The sequence below is a fragment of the Methylobrevis pamukkalensis genome, from assembly GCF_001720135.1.
Taxonomy (GTDB): Bacteria; Pseudomonadota; Alphaproteobacteria; order Rhizobiales; family Pleomorphomonadaceae; genus Methylobrevis; species Methylobrevis pamukkalensis.
This window is the reverse complement of sequence record NZ_MCRJ01000007.1, coordinates 25,165-49,825: the sequence shown is the minus strand read 5'-3', so window position 1 is coordinate 49,825 and position 24,661 is coordinate 25,165. Positions and strand designations below refer to the sequence as shown.

Here is a 24,661-nt window from a genome sequence, read left to right as displayed (position 1 = left end):
AAATACGTTTCTGCCGAAAAAATCGGGCCCTGGCTGATGGGGACCGAACGGGGGCCAGAGACACCGTCCGGCGCATGTCCGGACGCGACGGGAAGGGCGCCGCCGGGCCGGAAGCCGGCCCGGCGGCGCGGCCGTTCAGCCCGCCTCGGCCACGTCGCTGGCGAGGGCCTGCACGAGGTCGATGACCTTGCGGCGCACCTTGGCATCCTCGATCCGCACGAAGGCCTTGTTCAGCGCAAGGCCTTCCGAGCTCGACAGGAAATCCACCACATAGGAGCGGGGCTGCTCGGCAAAGCCGGCCGCTTCCTCGCCCTGTCCGGGGGCGTCCTCGAAGAAGAAGGCCACCGGAACCTTGAGCACGGTGGAGATGTGCGAGAGCCGGCTGGCGCCGACGCGGTTGGTGCCCTTTTCGTATTTCTGGATCTGCTGGAAGGTGATGCCGAGGGCATCGCCCAGCTTTTCCTGGCTCATCCCGAGCATCATGCGCCTGAGCCGGATCCGGCTGCCGACATGAATGTCGATCGGGTTTGGAGATTTCTTGCTGGCCATTGGGGGTTACTCGTAAGTTGCGACCCGTTGCGGGGGCGGTTCCGGTGTCGGACAGGTGCGGTCCCGGTCTTGTCGCCTCTTGGATGAGGACGATCTTGCTTCTACCGTCTTGTCCCGAACCGGCAGCGATCAACGTCCCATACGGTCGACGCGCGACCGCGGGGCTTGTTCATGATCTTCGAACGCACAACCTTGCCGGAAATTTGACGGCGGGCAGTCGGGCGTTCCGTGCTGCCGGACTCGAGGGTTCGATGATCCGACGTCCTGCAGTGGCCGGCAAAGTGCCAGCACCCGGCAGGGCGGCAAATTCTGGCGCCCCGGTTTAGCCGTTGTCAACGGCTCGACGTGAACGTGCACGGAAAACCGCTGCAAGGGTGAATGTCGTGAACAACAGGCCGCCGAGGAGAAGACGGCCATGGCGGGCATAGACCGTCGGCGGCAACGCGACCGGCAGCCCGCCGTCGACGACGCCGGTCTCGCCGAGGCCGACGCTGGCGGTGATTCGCCCGTGGGCGTCGATGATCGCCGAGACGCCGGTGTTGGCGGCGCGCACAACCGGCAATCCCTCCTCGATCGCCCGCAGCCGCGCCTCCGCCAGATGCTGGTAAGGGCCGGAGGTGTGGCCGAACCAGCCGTCGTTGGTGACGTTGACGATCCAGTCCGGGCGCCGGGCGCGGTCGATCGCGGCATCGGGGAAGATGATCTCGTAGCAGATCAGCACGCCGAAGGGCGGGGTGCCGGGCAGCGACACCACACCGCGGCCCGGTCCCTCGGAGAAGCCGCCCACGGACTGGACGATCTGGCGCAGGCCGATCCTTTCCATGAGCGGCGCAAAGGGCAGGTATTCGCCGAAGGGAACGAGGTGGGCCTTGTCGTAGGCCGCGACGATCCGCCCGCCGTCGTCGACGGCATAGACGCTGTTGAAATAGCGCCGCTCGCCGCCGCTGCCGTCGACGCGCGGCGCGCCGGTGATCAGCGTCGTGCCGGGCGGCAGGGCGTCGGCGATCGCCGACAGGGCCTCGGGGCTTTCGGTGAGGAAGAAGGGCAGCGCCGTTTCCGGCCAGACGAGGTGGGTCGCGCCGAGGATGCCGAGATCCTCGGGCGAACGGCGGCTGTCGGAGAGGTCGAGATAGGTGGCGAGCGCCGCGCGGCGCGCCTCCGGCGTCCACTTCTCGCTCTGGTCGATCGCCGGCTGGACGATGCGCAGGCGGATGCCTTCCACCGTTCCCGCATCGGCACCGGCGAGGCGCCAGGCGCCATAGCCGAGATTGCCCACGACCAGCAGGCCGGCGAGGGCCAGCACCGTGCCCCGTCCGGCGATACCGCGGGCGTTGCCGGACAGAAGCGCCGGCGCGGCGAAGACGAGACTGCGAGAAAGGTCAGGCCGTAGACTCCGACGAGGCTGGCCGACTGGGCGGTGACGTCGGTGCCGCCGAGCACCTGGCCGACGAGATTCCACGGAAAGCCGGTGAGGATGTGGCCGCGCAGCCATTCGGCGACGGTGAGCGCTGCGGCAAGCACCGGAATGCGGAAGGCGCCCTCGATCCAGAACAGCCGGGCAAGCCCGACGCCGAAGGCCCAGAACAGGGCGAGCCCGGCCGGCAGGGCCACCACCGCGACGGGCATCAGCCAGCCGAACACCTCCGGCTCGACGAGGAAGGCCGCGCCGACCCACCAGAGGCCGGCGAGAAACCAGCCGAAGCCGAACCACCAGCCGACGGCGAGCGCGGGGCGCAGCCGCGCGACCCCGCCGCGCGAGGGGGTCGCCGCGCCGTCGATCAGCCAGACCAACAGCGGAAAGGTCAGGAACATCACCGGCAGGGCATCGACCGGAGCCAGCGCCAGCGCCGAGACGGCGCCGGCGATGAAGGCAAGGGCCAGGCGCTTCCAGCCCCACAGCAGCAGAACCGCGTTCTCGATCGCCCGCATCCGGTGTCCCTGCCTGGAGCCTGACCGGCGGCCACGGGCCCGGCCGGACGCGGCGGCGAATCAGCCATGCCGCCGGCCAAGCTGAGCCGTCGCCTGCCATGGGGTCAAGCGCCGGCTGCAGGCTTGCCCCGGTTCCTCCGCGCTCTTCGGCCGGACTATTCGGCCGCCGACTCCTGTTCGGGGGCCTCGCTGTCCGGACGCCGCTTGCGCCGGTCGGGAACCGCCGGCTGGGCCGCGCCGCGGGGCGAGATGCGGACCTTGCGGATGCGGCGGGGATCGGCCTCGAGCACCTCGATCTCGAAGGCGGCCAGTTCCGGCGAGGTGACGATCTCGCCGCGCACCGGGATGCGCCCGAGCAGGCTGAACAGCATGCCGCCGATGGTGTCGACGTCGTCGCCGTAGTCGGCCACCTCGAATTCGGGGCCCACGGCCGCCACCACGTCCTCCAGCGACGCCCGCGCGTCGGCGATGAAGCCGCCGTTGGCGGTCGGGACGATCGACGGGCCCTCGAGCTCGTCATGCTCGTCGGAAATGTCGCCGACGATGGTCTCGACGATGTCCTCCATGGAGACGAGACCGTCGGTGCCGCCGTATTCGTCGATCACCAGCGCGATCTGGATGCGGGTCGCCTGCATCTTGGCAAGCAGATCGGAGGCGGGCATCGAGGGGGGGACGAACAGGATCGGCCGCAACAGGTCGGTCGCCGACAGCGGCAGGCCGAGATCGACCGAGCCGACCTCGAGCACCGGCACGGCGGGGCCGGCCGCGTCGTCGCGGATGCGCTTGGCAGCGATGGTGATGTGGGCCATCAGGTCCTTGATGTGGACCATGCCGACCGGATCATCGAGGGTCTCGCGGAAGATCGGCATGCGCGAATGGCCAGAGCTCTCGAAGGCCAGCACCAGATCGGCGAGCGAGATGGAGAGATCGACGGCGTTGATGTCGGCGCGCGGCACCATGATGTCGTCGACGCGGGTCTCGCGCATGCGCAGGATGTTGCGCAGCATGGCCCGCTCTTCCGGCGAGAAGGCCGCGTCGAGGGCGTCCTCGCGCGACAGGGCCTGTTCGAGATCCTGGCGGAGATTGGCGGGGACGCGAAGTCCCAGGGTTTCCCTCAGGCGGCCAAGCCAGCCGCCGGAACTTCGTGTCTCGGCGTCGCCCTGTCCGTCACGGGTCGCGGACCTCGCCTCGTCGGCGAGGACCGCGCTGCTACTCTGTGCGTCGGTGTCGTTCATCGGAGTCTTTCCATCGTCCTTTCATCGGTTGCGGCCGCGGCAGGGCGCTCGCCTGCCGGCGCCATCATACGGGGTCCGTCCCGCAATAGGGATCGGGAATCGCAAGATCGCCGAGAATCGCCGTCTCGAGCGCCTCCATGGCGTCGGCCTCGTCGGCCTCCACATGGTCATGGCCGAGCAGGTGGAGAAGGCCGTGGACCATCATGTGCGCAAGATGGTGGTCGAGGGGAATGCCCGCCTCGTCGGCCTCGCGCACCACCGTCTCGCGAGCGATCACGATGTCGCCGAGCATCGGCCCGTAGAGCGCGGCGCCCGGCGGCTGCATCGGGAAGGACAGCACGTTGGTCGGCTTGTCGAAGCCGCGATGCTCGCGGTTGATCTCGCGGATCGCGGCGTCGTCCACGAACAGCAGCGTCACCTCGGTGCCGGGACGCACCTTCTGCGGCGCCCGGGCGAGCACGGCTGCGCTCGTGCGCTCCGCCATCGCCTCCAGATCCTCCTCCGCACCCCAGTCGCCGGCCTCGACCACGAGGTCGACGACGAGCGGCGGGACCGCGGACCGGGACGAGGGTGCAGGTTGTCGGCTCACGACAGGGTCTCGCGCGGCACGAACACCTCCGGCTCCAGCGGCGGCTCGATCTGCGGCTCGACCGGCCGGCTGCGGGCGCGCGACACCTCGCGGGCGGCAAGCCGCTCGCGGCTTTCCTGATCATAGGCGGTGACGATGCGGCCGACCAGTTCGTGGCGGACCACGTCGGTCTCCGAGAAGCGGACCTGCACGATCCCGGGCACGTCCTTCAGGATCCGCGTCGATTCGACGAGACCGGAGACCTGGCCGGCGGGCAGGTCGACCTGGGTCGGGTCGCCGGTGACGAACATCTTGGAGCCCTCGCCGAGGCGGGTCAGGAACATCTTCATCTGCACGGCGGTGGTGTTCTGCGCCTCGTCGAGGATCACCGCCGCGTTGGCGAGCGTCCGGCCGCGCATGAAGGCGAGCGGGGCGACCTCGATGGCGCCGGAGGTGAGGCAGCGCTCGACCTTTTCCGGCGGCATCATGTCGTGCAGCGCGTCGTAGAGCGGGCGCAGGTAAGGGTCGATCTTCTCGCGCATGTCGCCGGGCAGGAAGCCGAGCCGTTCGCCGGCCTCCACCGCCGGCCGCGACAGGATCAGGCGCGCGACCTCGCCGCGCTCCAAAAGGGCCGCGGCATAGGCGACGGCGAGATAGGTCTTGCCGGTGCCGGCCGGGCCGAGGCCGAACACCAGCGACGCCCGGTCCATGGCGCGGATGTAGGCGTCCTGCGCCGGATTGCGCGCGACCACGGTCTTGCGACGGGTGGCGATCTGGGCGAGCTTCAGCCGCGTCTTCGGCTCCAGCGTCGGCAGCGGCAGTTGCGCCCCGACCGCGATCGCCATGCGCAGCGCGCCCTCCACGTCGCCGGGCTGGATCTCGTCGCCCGCCTGCAGCCGGGCATAGAGCGCCTCCAGCACGTCGCGGGCACGGGCGCAGGCCTCGTGCGGGCCGCGGATCGTGACCTGATTGCCGCGGGCGACGACGTCGACCCCGAGGCGTTGTTCCATGAGAGCGAGATGCTGGTCGAACTGACCGTAGAGGTCGCCGATCAGGCGGTTGTCATCGAAGGCAAGCACAACATGGGTCATGTCGGAAGCGTGGGTCATGTCGTCTCCAGGTCCGGCAGGCACCAGGGTCTCGCCCGTCAACTCCATCCCCCGGCGCCGGCGACATCGACTGCCTCGGCCGGCGCATCGACGAGATGACCCATCAGGCTGTTGGGCCTGATGTCCTCGATCGTCACGCGCGCGATCGTGCCGATCCGCGCCGCATCCGCGGCGACGACGACCGACTGCAGATAAGGAGAGCGGCCGATGAGCTGGCCGGGATAGCGGCCGGGCTTCTCGAACAGCACCTCGAGGGTGCGTCCGACCATCGACGCGGAAAAGGCCTGCTGCTGGCGGTTGACCAGCGCCTGGAGCCGAAGCAGCCGTTCGCTGCCCACGGCCTCGTCGACCTGGTCGCCGAGGCTCGCCGCCGGGGTGCCGGGGCGGGGCGAATACTTGAAGGTGTAGGCGGCGGCAAAGCCGACCTCCTCGACGAGCGACAGCGTCTCGGCGAACTCGGCCTCGGTCTCGCCCGGGAAGCCGACGATGAAGTCGCTGGTCAGGGCGATGTCCGGGCGGGCGGCGCGGATGCGGGCGACCAGCTTCAGGTAGTCGTCGCGGGTGTGGCGCCGGTTCATCGCGTCGAGGATGCGGTCGGAGCCCGACTGCACCGGCAGGTGGAGATAGGGCATCACCTGCGGCAGGTCGCGGTGGACGGCGAGCAGGTCGGCGTCCATGTCGCGCGGATGGCTGGTGGTGTAGCGCAGGCGGTCGAGACCCGGCACCTCGGCAAGGCGGCGCAGAAGGTCGCCAAGGCCCCACGGGCGGCCGTCCGGACCCTCGCCATGGTAGCCGTTGACGTTCTGGCCGAGCAGCGTCACCTCGCGCACGCCGGCGGCGGCGAGCCGTTCGGCCTCGGCCAGCACCTTGCCCACCGGGCGCGAGATCTCGGCGCCGCGGGTGTAGGGCACGACGCAGAAGGTGCAGAACTTGTCGCAGCCTTCCTGCACGGTGAGGAAGGCGGTGACGCCGCGGGCGCGGATCGCCTGGCGCGCCGGGGCCGGCACCACCTCGAACTTGTCGTCGCCGTCGAAGTCGGTCTCGACAACGCCGACGCCGAGGCGGGCGCGCTCCATGATCTCGGGCAGGCGGTGATAGGACTGCGGACCGAACACCATGTCGACCGAGGGCGCGCGGCGCAGGATCTCCTGCCCTTCGGCCTGGGCTACGCAGCCGGCCACGCCGACGAGCATCTCGCGGCCCTCGAGGGCACGCTCTTCCTTCATCACGCGCAGGCGCCCGAGTTCGGAATAGACCTTCTCGGCGGCCTTCTCGCGGATGTGGCAGGTGTTGAGGATGACAAGGTCGGCGGTGTCGAGACTGTCGGTCTCGCGGTAGCCGAGCGGGACCAGGGCGTCGGTCATACGATCGGAATCGTAGACGTTCATCTGACACCCGTAGGTCTTGATGTAGACTGACTTCTGCGCCGTCACGAGTGCGGTGCTTTCTCCTCTGCGCCTCGCCGCGGGCTCACGCCGCGAGGGATTGCCGTCCAGGGCATCCTCGGCCGCCGCCCGTTCGGGGGACGACCTTCGTCCGGTTTATCCGGTTTCGGCCGCTTTGAGAATAGGCCCGGAGGCCCCATCCGACGTTTCCGCCGAAATGTCGTGACCGGCGATCTCGCCGGCCAGCATCCGGCGCACCGCGCGCTCGGCGGCCAGCGTCACCGCCTTGCGATCGCCGCCCCGGCCGAAGACCACGGGCGTGCCGAACAGCACGGACACGTCGATCGACGCCTGGCGCAGCACGAACAGGAGATGGGGCACGAGGTCGACCTCGCCGGTCCAGCTCACCTCCAGCCGCCCGGCAAGGCCGGCGGGCAGGCCGTGGATGCGGGTGTAGGCGATCGCCACCGGCTGGACCAGCACCTCGGGATGATCGCCGGCCTCCAGCGCCGCATGGGCGGCGCCAACGAGGGCTGAGCGGAAGGGCAGCACCAGCGTGCCGTCGCTGGAGGTGCCTTCCGCAAACAGCACGATCGCGTCGCCCGCGCCGAGCCGGCCGGCGATGTCGCGGGCCTGGCTGGCGGTGGCCGACCGGCGCTGGCGGTCGACGAAGACCGAGCGCTGCAGCCGCGCCAGCGTGCCGAACACCGGCCAGGTGCCGACCTCGGACTTGGCGACGAAGGAGACCGGCATCAGCGCGGCCAGCACGACGATGTCGAGCCAGGAGACATGGTTGGCGCAGATCAGCAGCGGGCGCTCCGCCGCCGGGGCGCCGCGCACCGTGATCCGGACCCCGAGCAGGCGGGCTGCGACCCGGTGCCAGACGAGCGGCAGGCGGCGGGAGAGGGCCCAGCCGCGGCGCACCGCCAGCATCTGCAAGGGCACGAACGGCAGGGTGCCGACGACGAGCAGCGCGAGCTTGGCGGCCGGCAGCAGGTTGCCCCGGTCGCGCAGGCCGCTCATTCGCTGCGCGCGCCCCGGCCCGGCGAGGGGGTCTCGTCGGCGTCGAGCGGTACGGCGTAGAGTTCGAGCCGATGGTCGACGAGGCGGTAGCCCAGGCGGCGGGCGATCAGCTCCTGCAGGCCCTCGATCTCCTCGCTGCGGAATTCGATCACCTCGCCGCTGCGCAGGTCGATCAGATGGTCGTGGTGCTCGTCGGGCACGGTCTCGTAGCGCGAGCGGCCGTCGCGGAAATCATGGCGGGCGATGATGCCCGCGTCCTCGAACAGCTTGACGGTGCGGTAGACCGTGGAGATCGAGATGTTGCCGTCGATCGCCGAGGCGCGGCGATAGACCTCCTCCACGTCGGGATGGTCGGTGGCGGCGCCGAGAACCCGGGCGATGACACGGCGCTGTTCCGTCATGCGCATGCCCTTGGCGGCGCATTGCTCCTCAAGCTGACGTCCCGCCAATTCGTTCATCACCACGGGTCCCGAGGCTTGGGTCAGCCGGCGCGACCGACGCCGGACAGAAAGTCATGGATGGGTTCCGGGGGGACCGGACCCGGTCCCGGTTAGCTTATGTCGGCACGCATGACAAGCGCGCCGCCGGCCGGCCCGCCGCTGCGGGCGTAGTAGTTGTCGCGGCGGCCGACCTCGCGAAAGCCGAGGCGGCGGTAGAGGCCGATCGCGGCGGCATTGCCCTCATCGACCTCCAGGAACAGCGAGCGCACCCGCTCGGCGTAAAGCCGGCGCATCGCCTCGTCCATCAGCCGTGCGGCGATGCCGCGCCGGCGATGGTGCGGCGAGACCACCAGTGTCAGCACCTCCGCCTCGTCGCCGGCCTTGCGCACCAGCACGAAGCCGACCGGGCGGCGCGAGCCGAACAGCGAGCCGCGCCGGCCGACGAGCGCGATCATCCGGTCCTGCACCAGCAGCGCCTCCACCTCGGGCGGGCTCCAGCCGCGGTGAAAGCCGGTCGCGTGGATCTCGGCAAGTTCGTCGGCCTCGCCAAGGTCGGCCGGCTCGATCAGGACCGGGAAGGGGTCGTACCAGGGAAACATCAGCGGTCGAACTCCAGGGCGGCGAGCAGTGACGGGCGGCGGGACGGCTTTGCGTCGGGCGGACGGACGTAGACCGGCGCCGGCGGGCGGGCCGGCGCCGGCGCGGCAAGGCCGAGCCGGGCGAGCGCCAGAACGTCCGGTCCGGACCGTGCCAGATGCGGGGGCACGCGCTGGCCGGCGCAGGTGGCCGCATGCACCAGCAGCGGCGCGCCGCTGCCGATCAGCAGCGCGGTGTCCGGCGGCACATGCGCCAGCGCCACCTCCGCGGTCGCAACGAAGGGCGCGACCATTTCCATGCCCCCCGCGGCGTGGACCGCCATGTAGACCTCGCCCTTGCGCGCATCGACCACGGAGACGACCGGACCGGACGGGCGGTCCTCGAAGGAGCGCGCCAGCGCCGCCAGCGTGCCGATGCCGACCACGGGACGCTTGAGGGCGAGGCCGAAGCCGCGGGCGGCGGCAAGGCCGATGCGGATGCCGGTGAAGCTGCCGGGGCCGGTGGTGACGGCGAATCGGTCGACGTCGGCCAGCGTGACCCCCGCCTCGTCCAGCACCTCGGCGATCATCGCGAACAGTCGCTCGCCGTGGCCGCGCGCCAGCGGTTCGGAGCGCAGCACCGCCCGTCCGGAGGCGGCGACGAAGGCGACCTGACAGAGATCGAGCGACGTATCGAGAGCAAGAATCCGCATTCTTCGGCAATACTTCCACCGGCGCCGGCTGTCGAGAGCGCAGCCGATCGAATCGGCGGCGAAACAGTCGCCGGCCCATGTCCGCGACGATGGCCTGATCGGGCAAAAAGGCGCCGTTGCGCGCAGCATTCTGCGCCGGGGCCGGCGGCGCGCTTTTCCTCGCGCCGGCCGCACGCTATAGGGTGCGGGCGATCGGCCGCAGCGGATGGGGCCCGTTGCCCGCCGTCCTGTCCACCCGCATCCCGTCCGGAGACGCCCTTGGCCCGCCGCCCGCCGCCGTCCGACACGTCGCCCTCCGGCCGGAAGACCGGGGGCAAGCCGTCTGCCGGCAAGCCGTCCGCTGGCAGGTCAACTGGTGGCAAGTCGCCCGTCGGAAAATCCTCCGGTGGCAAATCCTCTGACGCAAGGCCCTCCGGCGGCAAGCCGTTCGGTGCCAGACCGTCCGGCGCTGAGTCCCATGGCGACACCCGCCGGGCCGACGACGCGCCGCGGGGCGGCGCCTCCCGTGGCGGCGGTCCCCGCATCCCGAAGGCGGGACCTCGATCCGACACGGGAAAATCTCCGGCTTCTAAACCGGAGGCCGGCCGGCCGCGCGGGCTGATGAAGCGTCGGCCGCCCCGGCGCCGAAGCGTCCGCCGCCCCGGCCGCGCGGGCCGCGCATTTCACGTGAAACACTCGGCACCCTGCTGGAGACCTCCGGCTGGGACCAGTATGCGCTGCTCGACATGGGCGAGGGCGAGAAGCTGGAGCGCTACGGCGACCTCGTCACCGTGCGGCCCGAACCGCAGGCGATGGGGGCCCGGCGCCGGCCGGCGGCCGAGTGGGCGGCGGCCGGCGCCGTCTTCACCGGCGACGTCGACGAGGAGGGCCCGGGCCGCTGGCGCCACGCGCCGAGCCTCGGCGAGAGCTGGCAGATGTCCGTCTCCGGCACCGACTTCCTGTGCCGCCTCACGGCCTTCCGCCATGTCGGCATCTTTCCCGAGCAGAAGGTCCACTGGGACTGGGCGGCCGAACGGATCGCCGCGGCCCGCCGGCCGCTGCGGGTGCTGAACCTCTTCGGCTACACCGGCCTTGCCTCGCTGCTGGCGGCGAAGGCCGGCGCCGAGGTCACCCATGTGGATGCCTCGAAGAAGGCGATCGCCTGGGCGCGGGAGAACCAGCTCTTGTCCGGGCTCGATTCGGCACCGATCCGATGGATCTGCGATGACGCGGTGAAATTCTGCGAGCGCGAGATCCGCCGCGGCAGCGTCTATGACGGCATCTTCCTCGATCCGCCGAAATTCGGCCGCGGGCCGGACGGCGAGGTGTGGAACCTGTTCGACGACCTGCCGCACATGCTGGACCTCTGCCGCAGCCTGCTGTCGCCCGACCCGTCCTTCGTGATCCTGACCGCCTATTCGATCCGTGCCTCGTTCCTCGCCGGCCACGAACTGATGGGCGATCTGTTCGGCGACCTGCCCGGCAGGCTCGAGTCCGGCGAACTGGTGCTGCGCGAGACCCTGGCCGACGGCGGCACCGGCCGCGCCCTCTCCACCTCGATGTTCACCCGCTGGAGTGCCCCATGACCGACCCCGTCGCCGCCGGCACCGTCCACCAGGTGACGAGCCTGTCCAATCCGCAGGTCAAGAACCTGCGCGCGCTGCAGATGAAGAAGCACCGCGACGAGACCGGCCTGTTCATCGGCGAGGGGCTGAAGCTCGTCACCGACGCGCTGGAGGAGCACTGGCCGGTCGACACGATCTGCTACGCCGGCGCGGCGCGCGACCAGGAGCGGGTGCTGCGGGCGGCGGCCTCGGTCAAGGCGCGCGGCGGCACGGTGCTGGAGGTCACCGAGGCGATCCTCGGCAAGATCACGAAGCGGGAGAATCCGCAGATGGTGGTCGGCGTGTTCCGCCAGAAGCTGATGCCGCTCGACAAGGTGACCCTGGCGGCCAACGACGTCTGGGTGGCGCTTGAAGGCGTGAAGGATCCCGGCAATCTCGGCACGGTGATCCGCACCGTCGATTCGGTCGGCGCCCGCGGCGTGATCCTCGTCGGCGACACCTGCGACCCGTTTTCCTTCGAGACGGTGCGCGCCACCATGGGCTCGCTGTTCCATGTGCCGCTGGTGCGCGCCTCGGTGGAGGCCTTCCTCGGCTTTGCGGCCCGCTCCCCGGCCCGGCTGGTCGGGACCCATCTTTCCGCCACCCACGACTACCGCACCCTCGCCTCGTCCGAGCCGACGATCCTGCTGATGGGCAACGAGCAGTCGGGCCTGCCCCCCCGGCTGGCGGAGGCCTGCGACGTGCGGGCGAAGATCCCGATGGCCGGGCGCGCCGACAGCCTCAACCTCGCCATCGCCACCGGCATCATGCTCTACGAGTTGCGCCGCGATGTCCTGACCGTGTGAGGCCAGGGGCCCCCGCGCGCGCCGGCACGGTCTCCCGACGCCGCCGATCTTGACGTTTTCGGCGACAAAACGCCTTCAATCTGCCCGATCGGCCCGCCTGAGGGAACATTCCGCTGACGAAGGCGTCTCCTTCCGCGGCGGAGATCGGGAGGCGGGGATGGGTGAGCAGAAGCACAAGGCCTACTGGCTGCGGGCGCGGGTGGCGCACAAGCATCACAAGGTCAGCTTCGTCGAGCTGTTCTTCGATCTCGTCTTCGTCTTCGCCCTCACCCAGCTCTCGCACCGCCTCCTGGCGCATTTCACGCTTCTGGGCGCGCTGGAAACGGCGATCCTGCTGCTCGCGGTCTGGTGGGTCTGGGTCTACACCACCTGGGTCACCAACTGGCTCGACCCCGACAGCGGCCCGGTCCGGGCCATGCTGTTCCTGCTGATGCTCGCCGGGCTGGTGCTTTCCACCTCGATCCCGGACGCCTTCGGCGAGAAGGGGCTCGCGTTTGCCATCGCCTACGCGGCGATGCAGGTCGGTCGCTCGCTGTTCACCGCCTGGTCGATGCGCCGCGACCACCCGGTCAACCACCGCAATTTCCGACGGATGACCTGGTGGCTCGCCTTTTCCGGCGGCCTGTGGATCGCCGGCGGCGTCGCGGAGGGCGAGGTACGCCTCGGCTTGTGGATCGCGGCGATCGCCACCGAATATCTCTCGCCCGCGATCGGCTTCCCCGTGCCGGGCCTCGGGCGCTCGGAGACCAGCGACTGGGACGTGGAAGGCGGGCACATGGCCGAGCGCTGCGGCCTGTTCCTGATCATCGCGCTCGGCGAATCGATCCTCGTCACCGGCACCAACTTTTCCGACATGGACTGGACCCTCGCCAACGCCACGAGCTTCCTCGTCGCCTTCCTCGGCAGCGTCGCCATGTGGGCGGTGTATTTCAATGTCGGCTCCGGCCAGGCGAGCCGCATCCTTGCCCAGACGCGCGACACCGGGCAGATCGCCCGCCTCGCCTACACCTACGACCACATCATCATCGTCGCCGGCCTGGTGCTGACGGCCGCAGCCGACGAGTTCCTGCTGACCCATCCGGACCAGCCGGGCGACACGGCGATCGCCGCGGCGGTGATCGGCGGTCCGTTGCTGTTCCTCACCGGCGTGACCCTGTTCAAGCGGGTGACGACCGACCGGCTGCCGCGCTCCCACGTGGTGGGTCTCGCGCTGATGCTGGGGCTCGTTCCCCTCGCGCTCGTCCTGCCGACGCTGGCGCTCGCCGCGCTCAGCGTCGCCGTGCTCGGCGTCGTCGCGATCTGGGAACAGGTTGCCCTCGGGCGGGCGCCGCCGCTGGAAGAGACGTGATCCGGCGTCAGGAGCCGAAGATCGACCAGCCCATCGCCCGCGCCAGCCGCTCCAGCGCGATCGTGCCGAGCCGCGAGTTGCCGACCTTGTCGAGGCCCGGCGACCAGACCGCGATCGAAGCGACATTCGGCACGACCGCGATGATGCCGCCGCCGACGCCGCTCTTGCCCGGAAGGCCGACGCGGAAGGCGAAGTCGCCCGAGCCGTCATAGTGGCCGCAGGTCAGCATCAATGCGTTGATGCGCCGGGCGCGCTCGGCCGAGACGATCGAATGGCCGCTCGCCGGGTCGCGGCCGCCGAAGGCGAGGAACCGGCTGGCCATGGCCAGCTGGCGGCAGGTCATGGCGATGGCGCAGTGGTGGAAATAGACGCCGAGCGTGTGCTCGACCGGATTCTCGACGACGCCGTGGGCGCGCATGAAATTGGCGAGCGCGGCATTGCGGAAGCCCGTCGCCTTCTCGGAGCGGGCGACATCCTCGTCGATCGAGATCGTCTCGTCGTCGGCCAGATGGCGCATGAAGCGCAGGATCTCGCCGAGGGTCTCGCGTGGCTGGTGGCCGGCAAGGATCGCGTCGGTGACGGCGATCGCCCCGGCGTTGATGAAGGGATTGCGCGGCTTGCCGTGCTCGTGCTCGAGCTGGACGATCGAGTTGAACGGATCGCCGGACGGCTCGCGCCCGACCTTGCGCCACAGGGCGTCGCCGACGAGGCCGAGGGCGATCGTCAGCGTGAACACCTTGGAGATGCTCTGGATCGAGAAGGGCACGTCCGCGTCGCCGCCGGTGTGGACGGTGCCGTCGCGGGTGGTCACGCACAGGCCGAAGCGCGCGGGATCGACCCGCGCCAGCTGCGGAATGTAGGTGGCGACCTCGCCTCGATCGGTCCGCGCCGCCATCTCCGCGGCAATGTCCGCCACCACCTGGCCGAGATCCGCCGTTCCCGCCTGTTTCGACCCGTCCGGCATCGTGTCCCTTTCCCCCTCCCCGCAGGTGCACAAGACCCTTGTCTTGATAGCACGCGCGCCCCGTGTTAGCCCCGTCATCCGACCGACCGTCGCCGCGTTGACCAGATGTGGGGGCGACCCGATCCCTATCGTCGCTTCAGGATGAATGACCAGATGAGCTCCGTCGCGCCAGACTCCACGCCGTCCACGCCGCAGGCCCAGCCGTCCCTCAACGTCGCCGCGCAGTATATCAAGGACTTCTCCTTCGAGAACCCGCGCGCGCCGCAGAGCCTCGTCGCCCGCGACAAGGCGCCCTCGATCAACGTCAACGTCAACGTGATCCCGCGGGCGCGCGCTGCCGGGGAGTTCGAGGTCGACCTCAAGCTCGAGGCCAGGGCCAGCCATGGCGAGGAGGTCGTCTTCGTCGCCGACCTCACCTATGGCGGCGTGTTCCGCATCCAGAACGTGCCCGAGCAGCACCTGCATGCCTTCGTGATGATCGAATGCCCGCGCCTGCTGTTCCCCTTCGCCCGGCAGATCATCGCCGACGCCACCCGCAACGGCGGCTTCATGCCGCTGATGATCGATCCGATCGATTTCGTGGCGCTCTACCAGCAGTATATCCAGCGGATGGCCGCCCAGGCTCAGGCCCAGCAGCAGCAGGGCCCGGCCAACTGATCCCAGCCGTCACGGGTGGATGACATGCAACAGGCGGCGGCTCCCGATGAGCCGCCGCCTTTTTTGCGTTCCGCCTGCGGGAAACAATCACTCGGCCGCCGGGGTGTCCGGCGCAAGCCACTGGTTCCACAGCGCCTTGTCACCAAGGGTCGCCACGAAGCCGGCGTGGGCGGCAAGGTCCACCGCGGTGAGGCGGGGGGCGAGCGGGACCGGGCGGGGGCGGGCAATGCCGCTGGCGGCGGCGGCCCGTGCGGCGGTGGCCGCGGCGGTGGAAAGTCCGAGATCGGCCTGCCGGCCGCCGAGCAGCTCGATGTAGACCTCGGCCAGAAGCTCGCTGTCGAGCAGCGCGCCGTGGCGGGTGCGGCGGGAGTTGTCGATGCCGTAGCGCGCGCAGAGCGCGTCGAGGCTGGCCGGCGAGCCCGGATGCTTGCGGCGGGCGAGCGCCAGCGTGTCGAGCACCAGGTCCGGCGCCACCGTCGGCCGGCCCGAGCGCTTCAGCTCCATGTTGATGAAGCCCATGTCGAACTGGGCGTTGTGGATCACCAGCTGCGCGCCGGCGATGAAGGCGACGAAGTCGTCGGCGATGTCCTCGAACCGCGGCTTGTCGGCGAGGAACTCGTCGGACAGGCCGTGGACGTTGAAGGCCTCGACCGGCACCGAGCGATCCGGGTTGATGTAGACGTGGAAGGTCTTGCCGGTCGGGAAGCGGTTGACGATCTCGACCGCGCCGATCTCGACCAGCCGGTCGCCGGTCTTCGGGTCGAGGCCGGTGGTCTCGGTGTCGAGGACGATTTCGCGCTGCATCGGATCCCGGTCCTGCCTGACGTGTGCCCGCGTCCTTGCCGGCAAACGGATTTCGGGCCGACCTTGCCAGCCGCGGCCAGCGCCGGCAACGGCGGCAGGTCAGTGCCCGTCCGCTGTCCCCACATTCCCCGCCGGCGTGCGCTTCGGGCGCACCGCGCCGGACCGCACCGCCTGCAGCACGCGCAGGACATCGGCGCGGGCGCGCTCGAGGCCGTCGCCGCTCTCGACGAGGAAGTCGGCGGCCGCGCGCTTGTCGGCATCGGGAAGCTGGCGGGCGAGGATCGCCGAGAATTTTTCCTCGGTCATGCCGGGGCGGGCCAGCACGCGCTGGCGCTGGACCTCGGCCGGCGCGCTGACCACCACCACCGCGTCGACATCGCCGGCCCGTCCGGTCTCGAACAGCAGCGGCACATCGAGGACGACCACCGTTTCGCCCCGGACCCTTGCCGCGTCGAGAAAGGCCGCCTCCTCCGCCCGCACGGCCGGGTGGACCAGGGCCTCCAGGTCGGCGAGCGCCGCCGGATTTCCGACCACGGCGGCCGAAAGACGCGCCCGGTCGACGGCGCCGTCCACCGTCGTTCCGGGAAAGCGCGCCTCGATCGCGGCGGCGAGCGGACCGGCGTAGAGCCGGTGCACCGCGGCATCCGCGTCGTGGACCGGCACGCCGGCGGCGCGGAACATGTCGGCCGTGGTGGTCTTGCCCATGCCGATCGAGCCGGTGAGGCCGAGCACGATCACGGTGCCGCCCCGAGATCGGCGAGAATCATTTCTCGAAGCTCCGGGGTCACCTCCGGACGCACGCCGAACCAGCGCTCGAAGCCCGGCACCGCCTGATGCAGCAGCATGCCGAGACCGTCGACGGTGGCGAGGCCCTGCGCCCTTGCGGCGAGGATCAGCGGCGTATCCAGCGGCACGTAGACCGCATCGGTGACGAGCAGATCAGCGCGGGCCCCGGAGAAATCGATGTCGAGCGGCGGTTCGCCCTTCATGCCGAGCGAGGTGGTGTTGACGACGAGGCGGGCCTCGCCGACGAGCTGCGACACCTCGTCCCAGCCATGCACCGTTACCTTGCCCGGGAACAGCCCGGCGATCGCCTCGGCGCGGTCGCGGGTGCGGTTGACGAGACGGATCGGCGCGAACCCCCGCCGGGCAAGACCGTAGACGATCGCCCGCGCCGCGCCGCCGGCGCCGAGCACCAGCGCCGCGCCGCCGGCTGCGTCCCAGCCGGGCGCGCGGTCGTCGAGATTGGCGAGGAAGCCGTGGACGTCGGTATTGGCGGCGTGAAGCCGGCCGTCCTCCAGCCACAGCGTGTTGGCGGCCCGGAGGAAGCTCGCGACCGGATCGGCCACCTCGGCAGCAAGGAAGGCTGCCTCCTTGTGCGGAATGGTGACGTTGGCGCCGCGCAGGCCGGAGGCCTTGAGGCCGGCAAGGAAGGTGCCGATCGCGTCGGGGGCGACCGGAATCCGGTCGTAGCGGCCGTCGATGCCGTGGCGGGCCAGCCAGTGGCCGTGGATCAGCGGCGAGCGGGAATGGGCGACGGGCCAGCCGACCACCCCGGCGCGGAGCGGTCCGGTCATGGTTCGAGGATCCCTTCCTCGCGCAGCCGGCCGAGCAGCGGCAGCAGCGGCAGGCCGAGGATCGTGAAATAGTCGCCGTCGATCTCCTCGAACAGCTGGATGCCCATGCCTTCCAGCTGGTAGGCACCGACGCTGGTCAGCGCCCGTTCGCCCACGATCGACAGATAGTGGCGCACGAAGGCCGGACCGAACGGCCGCATGGTGAGATGGGCCTGCGAGACATGGCGCCAGACCACCTCGCCGCCGCGGGCGCAGGCCACCGCCGAACTCAGGGTGTGGATCCGCCCCGACAGGTCGAGCAGCTGCTGGCGGGCGGCGGCAAGATCGGCCGGCTTGTGGAAACGCACGCCGTCCAGCGACAGGGTCTGGTCGGCGCCGATCACCAGCGCCTCGGGATGAAGGCGGCTGACCTCGCTGGCCTTCACGTCGGCGAGCACCTGGGCCACGTCGTCGGGCCCGGCGCCGGTTCCTTCCAGCGTCGCCTCGATGGTGCGCTCGTCCACATCCGGCGCGCGCCGCTCGAAGATCAGGCCGGCTTGCGTCAGGAGCGAGGCGCGGGTGGCGCTGCCGGAGGCGAGAATCAGTCGGGTCATGGGTTCAGGGTCCGGTCGCGGCGCGTCATTGAGGGCGGCGTCAGGAGATCGGCACGGTGTCCTTGCCGTAGCGGTGTTGATGGTGAAGCGCAAGGATCGCCGCGGCGGTTTCCTCGATCGAACGCCGCGTCACGTCGATCACCGGCCAGCCCTGCTCCACGAACAGCCGCCGCGACTGCGCCACCTCGCGCGCGATCGCGGCCCGGTCGACATAGGTCGAGGGCTGGCTGGCGGCGCCAAGCGCCAGAAGCCGGTTCTGGCGGATGTGGAGGATGCTCTCGGCGCTGGCGATCAGGCCGACGATCAGCGGCCGGCGCGCCTTCGTCACCGCGTCGGGCAAGGCCATGCCCGGCACCAGCGGCAGATTGGTGACCTTCAGGCCGCGGATCGCCAGATACATGCTGGTCGGCGTCTTCGAGGTGCGGCTGATGCCGATGATCACCACGTCGGCGGTCTCGATGTCCTCGGGCAGCTGGCCGTCGTCATGGGCCATGGTGTAGTTCAGCGCCTCGATCCGGTCGAAGTAGCCGGCGTCGAGCACATGCTGGCCGCCGACGCGCATGGTGGCCGGCAGGTTGAGATAGCCGTGGAACACCTCCACCACCGGATCGAGCACCGAGACCACCGGCAGCGCCGCGGCCTTGCAGGCGGTCTCCAGCCGGGCGCAGAGCTCGCGGTCGACGATGGTGTAGAGCACGATGCCGGGCGCCGCCTCGATGTCCTCGATCACCCGCTCCAGATGCCGGGCGTGCGCACCAGCGGATAGACATGCTCGATCGCGGCGATGTCGTCGTAGCGCGCCGCCACGGCGCGGGCCACCGTGAGCAGGGTCTCGCCGGTGGAGTCGGAGATGAGATGGATGTGGAAATAGGTCTTTCCGTCCGCCATGCGTCCTGCCCCTATCGACGTCGCCGCCGATGTCCCCGCCGACCGGATGGTCGCCGGAAGGCGGTGGCCTCCCCGCGCGGAGCCGGCCGAAAAGAGTATCACCGGCAACGGGTTGGATGTCGAGGCGGGCGGCTCTCCCGCCGTTTGTCCACAGCGGCGGCCGGGGAGTCGATAACTTCGGACCCCGGACCCGGCCCCCGATCGCCCTGTGGGAAACCCCGGATTCCGTCCACAGGGCAGACGACGGCCTTCCGTCCCCGGACCCCCGGTGGAAAAGATGAAGACTTCGTAAACCCGTGGCCGGCGCCGGACTTCTCCCCGGATCATCCACAGGCACTCACCGATGCGCGGCGGCGTCAGGTCGTTGGAATCGCTGCGAAAGCGGTCCCCGCATCCCCGTCTGTCGACAAGTCCCGCCTTTTTCTCCACCACGTCCCTGCCGGGCCGGCGGCGGGCGCGGCCATTGTGGACGGACGGCAATCCCTGATATCCAGCCCCCTAACAGAAACTACAGATCTCTTTCAAATAAGATTCTCTCTTTTTGAAGTGAGGGAGGACGGAGCGCGACGATGGCACCGACACGCAAGATGCTCGAGGTTCTCGACGGACGAACGAGCACCGTCCCTCCGATCTGGATGATGCGTCAGGCGGGACGCTATCTCCCGGAGTATCGGGCAACCCGGGCGAAGGCCGGTGGCTTTCTCGATCTCTGCTACAATCCGGAGCTCGCCACCGAGGTCACGCTCCAGCCGATCCGCCGTTTCGGCTTTGATGCAGCGATCCTGTTCTCCGACATCCTCGTCATTCCCGATGCGCTCGGCCGCAAGGTGCGCTTCGTGGAGGGCGAAGGCCCGCGGCTCGATCCGATGGCCCTGGAAGAGGCGGCCGATCTCGATTCCGCACAGGTCGTCCCGGGCCTGCAGCCGGTCTTCGAGGCGGTGTCGCGCATCCGGGCGGCCCTGCCCGCCGAGACCACGCTGCTCGGCTTCTGCGGGGCGCCCTGGACCGTGGCGACCTACATGGTGGCGGGACGGGGTACGCCCGACCAGGGCCCGGCGCGACGGGCGGCGCTGCTGGAGCGCGAGAATTTCACCACCCTGATCGACCGGCTGACCGAAGCCTCGATCCTCTATCTCGTCGCGCAGTTCGAGGCGGGCGCCGACGCGGTGCAGGTGTTCGACAGCTGGGCCGGCCCCCTCGACGAGGAGGGCTTTGCCGCCTTTGCCGTGGAGCCGATGCGGCGCATCGTCGAGGGCGTGCGCGCGAAGGTGCCCGGCGCGCGGATCATCGGCTTTCCCAAGGGCGCCGGCGCCCGGCTGCCGGCCTATGTGAGGGCGACGGGGGTGACCGCCGTCGGCATGGACTGGTCGGTGCCGCTCGATTTTGCCCGTGACGCGGTGCAGCCGCTCTGCGCGGTGCAGGGCAACGTCGATCCGCTGCGGGTGGTGATCGGCGGCGAGGCGCTCGACCGGGCGGTGGATCTCGTCGTGGACGCGCTGGCCGGCGGGCCGTTCGTGTTCAACCTCGGCCACGGCATCACGCCCGAAGCCCCGGTCGAGAATGTCGCGCGGATGATCCGCCGCGTGCGGGAGCGCACCGGCGGCGCCTGATTTCCGAACGCCGTGACACCGTAACGCCTCCACCCCTCCCCGCCTGCCGAACCGCGAGATCCGATCATGTACGAATGGCTGAAGGCGTTGCACATCCTGTCGGTGATCGCCTGGATGGCGGGGCTGTTCTACCTGCCGCGGCTGTTCGTCTACCATGCCGATGCGGCGGCGGGGTCCGAGCTGTCGGAAACCTTCAAGGTGATGGAGCGGCGGCTGTTCAAGGCGATCATGCGGCCGGCGATGATCGCCACCTGGATCTTCGGCCTGTGGGTGGCCTTCGAGGCCGGCTTCTTCTCCTCCGGCTGGCTCCATGCCAAGCTGGCGCTGGTGGTGGCGATGAGCGTCTTCCACGAGAAATGCGGCCGCTGGCTCAAGGATTTCGCCGCCGACCGCAACACGCGTCCGGCGCGCTTCTTCCGGATCGCCAACGAGGTGCCGACGCTGATCCTGATCGCCATCGTCCTGCTCGTGGTGCTGAAACCCTTCTGAGCCTGGTCGTGCCAGGCGCGGCGAAGACGACGCGACACCGCGCGGAATCGCTGGGCTCGGCGGCACTCTTGTGATTGTCGGGCGAAACGACTATATCAGGAGCGTTCCTGTTCAACATCGGACGGGTCGCCACCCGATTCGCATCCGGAGCCGAAGACGGCCGGGTCGCGAAACGGATCCGGAGCGCCACGGCCGGCAGGATGTCGGACCCAGGTCTCATGCCTCCCCTCTCGTAGCGGGTTCGACGCGAAACCAGCTCCCTGCACCGGCTCCCCGCCGGGCCTTTTCAGATTTCCCCCCGATCATGTGCGGCCGCGAGCGGCCGCAGCCTTTCACATAAACGCGAGCGACGCTTCTATGCCGGAGATGAAACTCCAGGATCTCAAATCCAAGACACCGACCGAACTGCTGACCGTGGCCGAAGAGCTCGAGGTCGAGAATGCCTCGACCATGCGCAAGCAGGAGCTCATGTTCGCCATCCTCAAGCAGTATGCCGCCCAGGACGTCGACATCATCGGCGAAGGCGTGGTCGAGGTGCTGCAGGACGGTTTCGGCTTCCTGCGCTCTCCCGACGCCAACTACCTCCCCGGCCCGGACGACATCTACGTCTCGCCCTCCCAGATCCGGCGCTTCTCGCTGCGCACCGGCGACACGGTCGAGGGCCAGATCCGCAGTCCGAAGGAAGGCGAGCGCTATTTCGCGCTGCTGAAGGTCAACACCGTCAATTTCGAGGACCCGGACAAGGCGCGCCACAAGGTCCACTTCGACAACCTGACGCCGCTCTACCCGGACGAACGCTTCCGGATGGAGATCGAGGGCGTCACCCAGAAGGACATGTCGGCGCGGGTCATCGATCTCGTCGCGCCGCTCGGCAAGGGCCAGCGCGCGCTGATCGTCGCCCCGCCGCGCACCGGCAAGACCGTCCTCCTCCAGAACATCGCCCATTCGATCACGACCAATCATCCCGACTGCTACCTGATCGTCCTCCTCATCGACGAACGTCCCGAGGAAGTGACCGACATGCAGCGCTCGGTGAAGGGCGAGGTCGTCTCCTCCACCTTCGACGAGCCGGCCACCCGGCACGTGCAGGTCGCCGAGATGGTGATCGAGAAGGCCAAGCGCCTCGTCGAGCATGGCCGCGACGTGGTCATCCTGCTCGATTCGATCACCCGCCTCGGCCGCGCCTACAACACGGTGGTGCCGTCGTCCGGCAAGGTGCTGACCGGCGGCGTCGACGCCAACGCCCTGCAGCGGCCCAAGCGCTTCTTCGGCGCGGCGCGCAACATCGAACAGGGCGGCTCGCTGACCATCATCGCCACCGCGCTGATCGACACCGGCAGCCGCATGGACGAGGTGATCTTCGAAGAGTTCAAGGGCACCGGCAACTCCGAGATCATTCTCGACCGCAAGATCTCCGACAAGCGCGTGTTCCCCTCGATCGACATTCAGCGCTCGGGCACCCGCAAGGAAGACCTGCTGGTTCCGCCGGACAAGCTCAAGAAGACCTTCGTCCTGCGCCGGATCCTCAATCCGATGGGCACCACCGACGCGACCGAGTTCCTGCTCGACAAGCTGCGGCAGACCCGGACCAACGGCGACTTCTTCGATTCCATGAACACCTGATCGGCGTCGGGGCGCCTGCGCGCCCGGCTCGGTCCATCGAATCGGTCCTGAAACGAGCCGCCGCCCCGGAAGGGACGGCGGCCTTTTCATGCCGATCCGTCTGGACGGAGATGAGCCCTCAGGACGCGTCGTCGATCGCGTCCTCGGCGGCCTGCCCCTCGTCGAGCGCCGCCAGGTCTTCCGGGGTGGTCACCGGCAGCGAGCAGGTGCTGCTGCGGCAGAGATAGGCCGCAGGCCGGCCGTCGATCGCGGTCTTGCCATGGGCGGGATGCCCGGCGCCGAGCGCCTCGGTCGATTCGGCGACGAAAGGAACCGCTTCGGGAAAGAGCGTGCGTGCGGTTGTCAGCAACGCCTCCCTGTCCGGTCCCGCTTCGCCGACGATCACCACCGAGGCGAGATCGAGCCTACGGGTGAAGGCGGCCATCAGGCTGGCGGTGCCGACGACATTGCGGGCCACCGCCCCGCCGCAGGCGGTGAAGATGGCGTCGGCCCGATCCAGATGCCGCGCCTCGCCGGTGAGGAGATGGAGCCGCACCGAGGCGTCGGCGGCAAGGCCATTGGCATTGGGCGTCGCCTCGTCGAGGATCGACCGCGGCCGGACGATCAGCCCCGGCGCATCGTCGGCCGACATGAAGTAGAGCCCGTTCTCGTCGCGGTGATGGCGATCGAGCGCGTCGAGCCAGCGCGCTGCCTCTTCCAGCCACAGCGGATCGAAGGTCGCCTGGTGGAGATCGAGCGCGGCAACCGCCATGGCGGCATGGTCGGTGGCCATGCCGGGGAAGACGAGACGGCCGCCGCGGGCGCTGTGGCCGAGCCTTCCGTCCCGCGCCATCGTGGCGGTGATGCCGCGATAGGCGGTGATTGCCAGGTCGAGCCAGTCGTCGCGGCGCAGGGCGATGGCGGCGATGGCAAGCCCGGAGATCGCCAGCGCGTTCCAGTCGGCGAGGATCTTGTCGTCGCGGCCGGGCTGAACGCGCCGCATCCGCGCGGTCAGCAGCGCCATGCGCAGGCGCGCCAGCTGGTCCTCGTCGACGGGGATCGTCGACGGCTGCAGCCGGTTGAGGACGTTGACCCCTTCCCAGTTGCCGGCCTCGGTCACGTCGTAGACGGCGGCGAACTGATCGGCCTGGGGGCCGAGTTCGGTCACGATCTCGGCGCGGCTCCAGACATAGACACGGCCTTCCTCGCCCTCGGTGTCGGCGTCGAGGCTGGCGGCAAACGCGCCCTCGGGCAGCAGCATCTCGCGGCCCAGCCAGGTCACCGTCTCCTCGATTCGGCGGCGAAACAGACTGGATCCCGTCGCCGCATAGGCGCGGGCGAAGAGGCCGAGCAACTGGCCATTGTCGTAGAGCATCTTCTCGAAATGCGGCACCAGCCAGCGGTCGTCGACCGAGTAGCGGGAGAAGCCGCCGCCGAGATGGTCGTAGATGCCGCCGTTGGCGATCCGCTCCAGCGTGAGAAGCACGGTGTCGAGGAAGCCGGGATCGCGGCGCCGGGCGAAGCTGCGCAGCATCAGGTCGAGGACCGGCGCCTGCGGGAACTTCGGCGCGCCGCGGAAGCCGCCGTTGATCGGGTCCATGATCGACAGCAGCTTGTCGGTTGCGAGATCCAGCACGGAGCCGTCGAGTCCGAGCGGACCCTTGTCGTCGCGGCGCGACAGATGGGCCATCAGCGCCTTGCGGTTCTCGGCCACCTGGTCCGGCCGCTGCGCCAGGCTCGCCGCCACGCCGTTGAGAATGTCGGCGAAGGCCGGCTGGCCGTAGCGGGAGGTCTTCGGAAAATAGGTGCCACCCCAGAAGGGCACGCCGTCGGGGGTCAGGAACATGGTCATCGGCCAGCCGCCATGGACGCCCAGCGCCTGCAGGGCCGACATGTAGATCTGGTCGATGTCCGGCCGCTCCTCGCGGTCGACCTTCACATTGACGAACAGCCGGTTCATCAGCGCGGCGATCTCGTCATCCTCGAAACTCTCGTGTGCCATCACGTGGCACCAGTGGCAGGCGGCATAACCGACGGAGAGCAGGATCGGCTTTCCCGTCTCCGACGCATGGGCGAGCGCCTCCGGCCCCCAGGGCCACCAGTCGACCGGATTGTCGGCATGCTGCAGCAGGTAGGGGCTCGTCTCGTCGCGAAGGCGATTGGTCATTGGCGGCGTCCTGTTTTCTTTCGCGGGCGGGCGTGGCATCGAAGGTC

The 24,661-nt window shown here is 69.6% G+C and carries 23 protein-coding genes and 2 pseudogenes; 7 read left to right on the top strand and 18 right to left on the bottom strand.

The window, feature by feature from the left end:
* Nucleotides 1-135: 135 nt before the first annotated feature.
* From A6302_RS02405 to tsaB, 11 genes and pseudogenes are all read right to left on the bottom strand, one after another.
* Nucleotides 136-549 carry a helix-turn-helix domain-containing protein gene (locus tag A6302_RS02405; RefSeq protein WP_069305704.1) on the bottom strand — a complete coding sequence of 138 codons (414 nt, stop codon included), beginning with the start codon at nt 547-549 and terminating at the stop codon, nt 136-138.
* A gap of 322 nt (nt 550-871) precedes the next feature.
* A complete protein-coding gene (lnt, locus tag A6302_RS02400) occupies nt 872-2,041 on the bottom strand; it encodes an apolipoprotein N-acyltransferase (RefSeq protein ID WP_245293874.1) in 1,170 nt (389 codons plus the stop codon).
* Nucleotides 1,972-2,361 (bottom strand): annotated as a pseudogene (locus A6302_RS23975) (apolipoprotein N-acyltransferase); the annotation flags it as partial. The pseudogene A6302_RS23975 and the gene lnt, both read right to left, overlap by 70 nt.
* Before the next feature lie 272 nt (nt 2,362-2,633).
* On the bottom strand, nt 2,634-3,713 hold the full coding sequence (locus tag A6302_RS02395) for a hemolysin family protein (protein WP_069305703.1): 1,080 nt from the start codon (nt 3,711-3,713) through the stop codon (nt 2,634-2,636).
* Between the two features lie 64 nt (nt 3,714-3,777).
* Nucleotides 3,778-4,302, bottom strand: coding sequence for an rRNA maturation RNase YbeY (ybeY, locus tag A6302_RS02390; RefSeq protein WP_069305702.1), 525 nt, complete (start codon nt 4,300-4,302; stop codon nt 3,778-3,780).
* On the bottom strand, nt 4,299-5,390 hold the full coding sequence (locus A6302_RS02385; RefSeq protein WP_210183245.1) for a PhoH family protein: 1,092 nt from the start codon (nt 5,388-5,390) through the stop codon (nt 4,299-4,301). The genes ybeY and A6302_RS02385 overlap by 4 nt, the downstream gene beginning before the upstream one ends.
* Nucleotides 5,391-5,428: 38 nt before the next feature.
* Nucleotides 5,429-6,886 (bottom strand): tRNA (N6-isopentenyl adenosine(37)-C2)-methylthiotransferase MiaB, encoded by a 1,458-nt coding sequence (gene miaB, locus A6302_RS02380; protein ID WP_425349105.1) that lies wholly within the window; start codon nt 6,884-6,886, stop codon nt 5,429-5,431.
* Between the two features lie 45 nt (nt 6,887-6,931).
* Nucleotides 6,932-7,798 carry a lyso-ornithine lipid O-acyltransferase gene (gene olsA / locus A6302_RS02375; RefSeq protein WP_069305701.1) on the bottom strand — a complete coding sequence of 289 codons (867 nt, stop codon included), beginning with the start codon at nt 7,796-7,798 and terminating at the stop codon, nt 6,932-6,934.
* Complete coding sequence (locus A6302_RS02370; protein WP_069305700.1) at nt 7,795-8,256, bottom strand: Fur family transcriptional regulator; 462 nt, start codon at nt 8,254-8,256, stop codon at nt 7,795-7,797. The genes olsA and A6302_RS02370 overlap by 4 nt, the downstream gene beginning before the upstream one ends.
* 92 nt (nt 8,257-8,348) lie before the next feature.
* Entirely contained in the window at nt 8,349-8,837 is a 489-nt protein-coding gene (locus A6302_RS02365; protein WP_069305699.1) for a GNAT family N-acetyltransferase, read from the bottom strand.
* On the bottom strand, nt 8,837-9,526 hold the full coding sequence (gene tsaB, locus A6302_RS02360) for a tRNA (adenosine(37)-N6)-threonylcarbamoyltransferase complex dimerization subunit type 1 TsaB (RefSeq protein ID WP_069305698.1): 690 nt from the start codon (nt 9,524-9,526) through the stop codon (nt 8,837-8,839). Before tsaB ends, A6302_RS02365 begins: the two co-directional genes overlap by 1 nt.
* A gap of 725 nt (nt 9,527-10,251) precedes the next feature.
* On the opposite strand from tsaB, the gene A6302_RS02355 reads away from it, so the two are divergent.
* From A6302_RS02355 to A6302_RS02345, 3 genes are all read left to right on the top strand, one after another.
* A complete protein-coding gene (locus A6302_RS02355; RefSeq protein WP_069305697.1) occupies nt 10,252-11,091 on the top strand; it encodes a class I SAM-dependent methyltransferase in 840 nt (279 codons plus the stop codon).
* A complete protein-coding gene (locus A6302_RS02350) occupies nt 11,088-11,915 on the top strand; it encodes a TrmH family RNA methyltransferase (RefSeq protein ID WP_069305696.1) in 828 nt (275 codons plus the stop codon). The genes A6302_RS02355 and A6302_RS02350 overlap by 4 nt, the downstream gene beginning before the upstream one ends.
* A 157-nt stretch (nt 11,916-12,072) precedes the next feature.
* The gene (locus A6302_RS02345; protein WP_069305695.1) at nt 12,073-13,263 is read left to right on the top strand and encodes a low temperature requirement protein A; all 1,191 of its coding nucleotides are present in this window, start codon (nt 12,073-12,075) and stop codon (nt 13,261-13,263) included.
* 7 nt (nt 13,264-13,270) lie between these two features.
* Here the strand turns inward: A6302_RS02345 and A6302_RS02340 are convergent, their stop codons facing one another.
* On the bottom strand, nt 13,271-14,227 hold the full coding sequence (locus A6302_RS02340) for a glutaminase (protein ID WP_069305694.1): 957 nt from the start codon (nt 14,225-14,227) through the stop codon (nt 13,271-13,273).
* A gap of 153 nt (nt 14,228-14,380) precedes the next feature.
* On the opposite strand from A6302_RS02340, the gene secB reads away from it, so the two are divergent.
* A complete protein-coding gene (gene secB, locus A6302_RS02335; protein ID WP_069305710.1) occupies nt 14,381-14,884 on the top strand; it encodes a protein-export chaperone SecB in 504 nt (167 codons plus the stop codon).
* A gap of 87 nt (nt 14,885-14,971) precedes the next feature.
* Here the strand turns inward: secB and dnaQ are convergent, their stop codons facing one another.
* The 5 genes and pseudogenes from dnaQ to A6302_RS02310 all read right to left on the bottom strand — a co-directional run bounded on the left by dnaQ (nt 14,972) and on the right by A6302_RS02310 (nt 18,746).
* Complete coding sequence (gene dnaQ, locus A6302_RS02330) at nt 14,972-15,688, bottom strand: DNA polymerase III subunit epsilon (RefSeq protein WP_069305693.1); 717 nt, start codon at nt 15,686-15,688, stop codon at nt 14,972-14,974.
* 99 nt (nt 15,689-15,787) lie between these two features.
* The gene (gene coaE / locus A6302_RS02325) at nt 15,788-16,426 is read right to left on the bottom strand and encodes a dephospho-CoA kinase (protein ID WP_069305692.1); all 639 of its coding nucleotides are present in this window, start codon (nt 16,424-16,426) and stop codon (nt 15,788-15,790) included.
* Complete coding sequence (locus A6302_RS02320; protein ID WP_069305691.1) at nt 16,423-17,265, bottom strand: shikimate dehydrogenase; 843 nt, start codon at nt 17,263-17,265, stop codon at nt 16,423-16,425. Before A6302_RS02320 ends, coaE begins: the two co-directional genes overlap by 4 nt.
* The gene (locus A6302_RS02315; protein ID WP_069305690.1) at nt 17,262-17,858 is read right to left on the bottom strand and encodes a Maf-like protein; all 597 of its coding nucleotides are present in this window, start codon (nt 17,856-17,858) and stop codon (nt 17,262-17,264) included. Before A6302_RS02315 ends, A6302_RS02320 begins: the two co-directional genes overlap by 4 nt.
* A gap of 40 nt (nt 17,859-17,898) precedes the next feature.
* Nucleotides 17,899-18,746, bottom strand: a pseudogene (locus A6302_RS02310) (pyruvate, water dikinase regulatory protein).
* Nucleotides 18,747-19,315: 569 nt separating this feature from the next.
* On the opposite strand from A6302_RS02310, the gene hemE reads away from it, so the two are divergent.
* From hemE to rho, 3 genes are all read left to right on the top strand, one after another.
* Nucleotides 19,316-20,356, top strand: a complete 1,041-nt coding sequence (gene hemE, locus A6302_RS02305) for a uroporphyrinogen decarboxylase (protein ID WP_069305689.1) — start codon at nt 19,316-19,318, stop codon at nt 20,354-20,356.
* 66 nt (nt 20,357-20,422) lie between these two features.
* Nucleotides 20,423-20,845, top strand: a complete 423-nt coding sequence (hemJ, locus tag A6302_RS02300; RefSeq protein WP_069305688.1) for a protoporphyrinogen oxidase HemJ — start codon at nt 20,423-20,425, stop codon at nt 20,843-20,845.
* 357 nt (nt 20,846-21,202) lie between these two features.
* Complete coding sequence (gene rho, locus A6302_RS02295; protein WP_069305687.1) at nt 21,203-22,468, top strand: transcription termination factor Rho; 1,266 nt, start codon at nt 21,203-21,205, stop codon at nt 22,466-22,468.
* A 118-nt stretch (nt 22,469-22,586) separates the two neighbouring features.
* Here the strand turns inward: rho and A6302_RS02290 are convergent, their stop codons facing one another.
* Nucleotides 22,587-24,614 carry a thioredoxin domain-containing protein gene (locus tag A6302_RS02290; RefSeq protein ID WP_210183244.1) on the bottom strand — a complete coding sequence of 676 codons (2,028 nt, stop codon included), beginning with the start codon at nt 24,612-24,614 and terminating at the stop codon, nt 22,587-22,589.
* Nucleotides 24,615-24,661: the final 47 nt, after the last annotated feature.

Excerpts from the sequence above, each read along its gene's own strand:
- rho (WP_069305687.1), top strand. The coding sequence starts at position 21,203 with ATGCCGGAGATGAAACTCCAGGATCTCAAATCCAAGACACCGACCGAA.
- A6302_RS02385 (WP_210183245.1), bottom strand. The coding sequence starts at position 5,390 with ATGACCCACGCTTCCGACATGACCCATGTTGTGCTTGCCTTCGATGAC.
- tsaB (WP_069305698.1), bottom strand. The coding sequence starts at position 9,526 with ATGCGGATTCTTGCTCTCGATACGTCGCTCGATCTCTGTCAGGTCGCC.
- hemE (WP_069305689.1), top strand. The coding sequence starts at position 19,316 with ATGGCACCGACACGCAAGATGCTCGAGGTTCTCGACGGACGAACGAGC.
- A6302_RS02340 (WP_069305694.1), bottom strand. The coding sequence starts at position 14,227 with ATGCCGGACGGGTCGAAACAGGCGGGAACGGCGGATCTCGGCCAGGTG.
- A6302_RS02290 (WP_210183244.1), bottom strand. The coding sequence starts at position 24,614 with ATGACCAATCGCCTTCGCGACGAGACGAGCCCCTACCTGCTGCAGCAT.
- A6302_RS02315 (WP_069305690.1), bottom strand. The coding sequence starts at position 17,858 with ATGACCCGACTGATTCTCGCCTCCGGCAGCGCCACCCGCGCCTCGCTC.
- A6302_RS02395 (WP_069305703.1), bottom strand. The coding sequence starts at position 3,713 with ATGAACGACACCGACGCACAGAGTAGCAGCGCGGTCCTCGCCGACGAG.
- A6302_RS02355 (WP_069305697.1), top strand. The coding sequence starts at position 10,252 with ATGGGCGAGGGCGAGAAGCTGGAGCGCTACGGCGACCTCGTCACCGTG.
- A6302_RS02370 (WP_069305700.1), bottom strand. The coding sequence starts at position 8,256 with ATGAACGAATTGGCGGGACGTCAGCTTGAGGAGCAATGCGCCGCCAAG.
- A6302_RS02345 (WP_069305695.1), top strand. The coding sequence starts at position 12,073 with ATGGGTGAGCAGAAGCACAAGGCCTACTGGCTGCGGGCGCGGGTGGCG.
- secB (WP_069305710.1), top strand. The coding sequence starts at position 14,381 with ATGAGCTCCGTCGCGCCAGACTCCACGCCGTCCACGCCGCAGGCCCAG.
- A6302_RS02365 (WP_069305699.1), bottom strand. The coding sequence starts at position 8,837 with ATGTTTCCCTGGTACGACCCCTTCCCGGTCCTGATCGAGCCGGCCGAC.
- hemJ (WP_069305688.1), top strand. The coding sequence starts at position 20,423 with ATGTACGAATGGCTGAAGGCGTTGCACATCCTGTCGGTGATCGCCTGG.
- dnaQ (WP_069305693.1), bottom strand. The coding sequence starts at position 15,688 with ATGCAGCGCGAAATCGTCCTCGACACCGAGACCACCGGCCTCGACCCG.
- A6302_RS02320 (WP_069305691.1), bottom strand. The coding sequence starts at position 17,265 with ATGACCGGACCGCTCCGCGCCGGGGTGGTCGGCTGGCCCGTCGCCCAT.
- A6302_RS02405 (WP_069305704.1), bottom strand. The coding sequence starts at position 549 with ATGGCCAGCAAGAAATCTCCAAACCCGATCGACATTCATGTCGGCAGC.
- olsA (WP_069305701.1), bottom strand. The coding sequence starts at position 7,798 with ATGAGCGGCCTGCGCGACCGGGGCAACCTGCTGCCGGCCGCCAAGCTC.
- A6302_RS02350 (WP_069305696.1), top strand. The coding sequence starts at position 11,088 with ATGACCGACCCCGTCGCCGCCGGCACCGTCCACCAGGTGACGAGCCTG.
- lnt (WP_245293874.1), bottom strand. The coding sequence starts at position 2,041 with ATGGCTGCGCGGCCACATCCTCACCGGCTTTCCGTGGAATCTCGTCGG.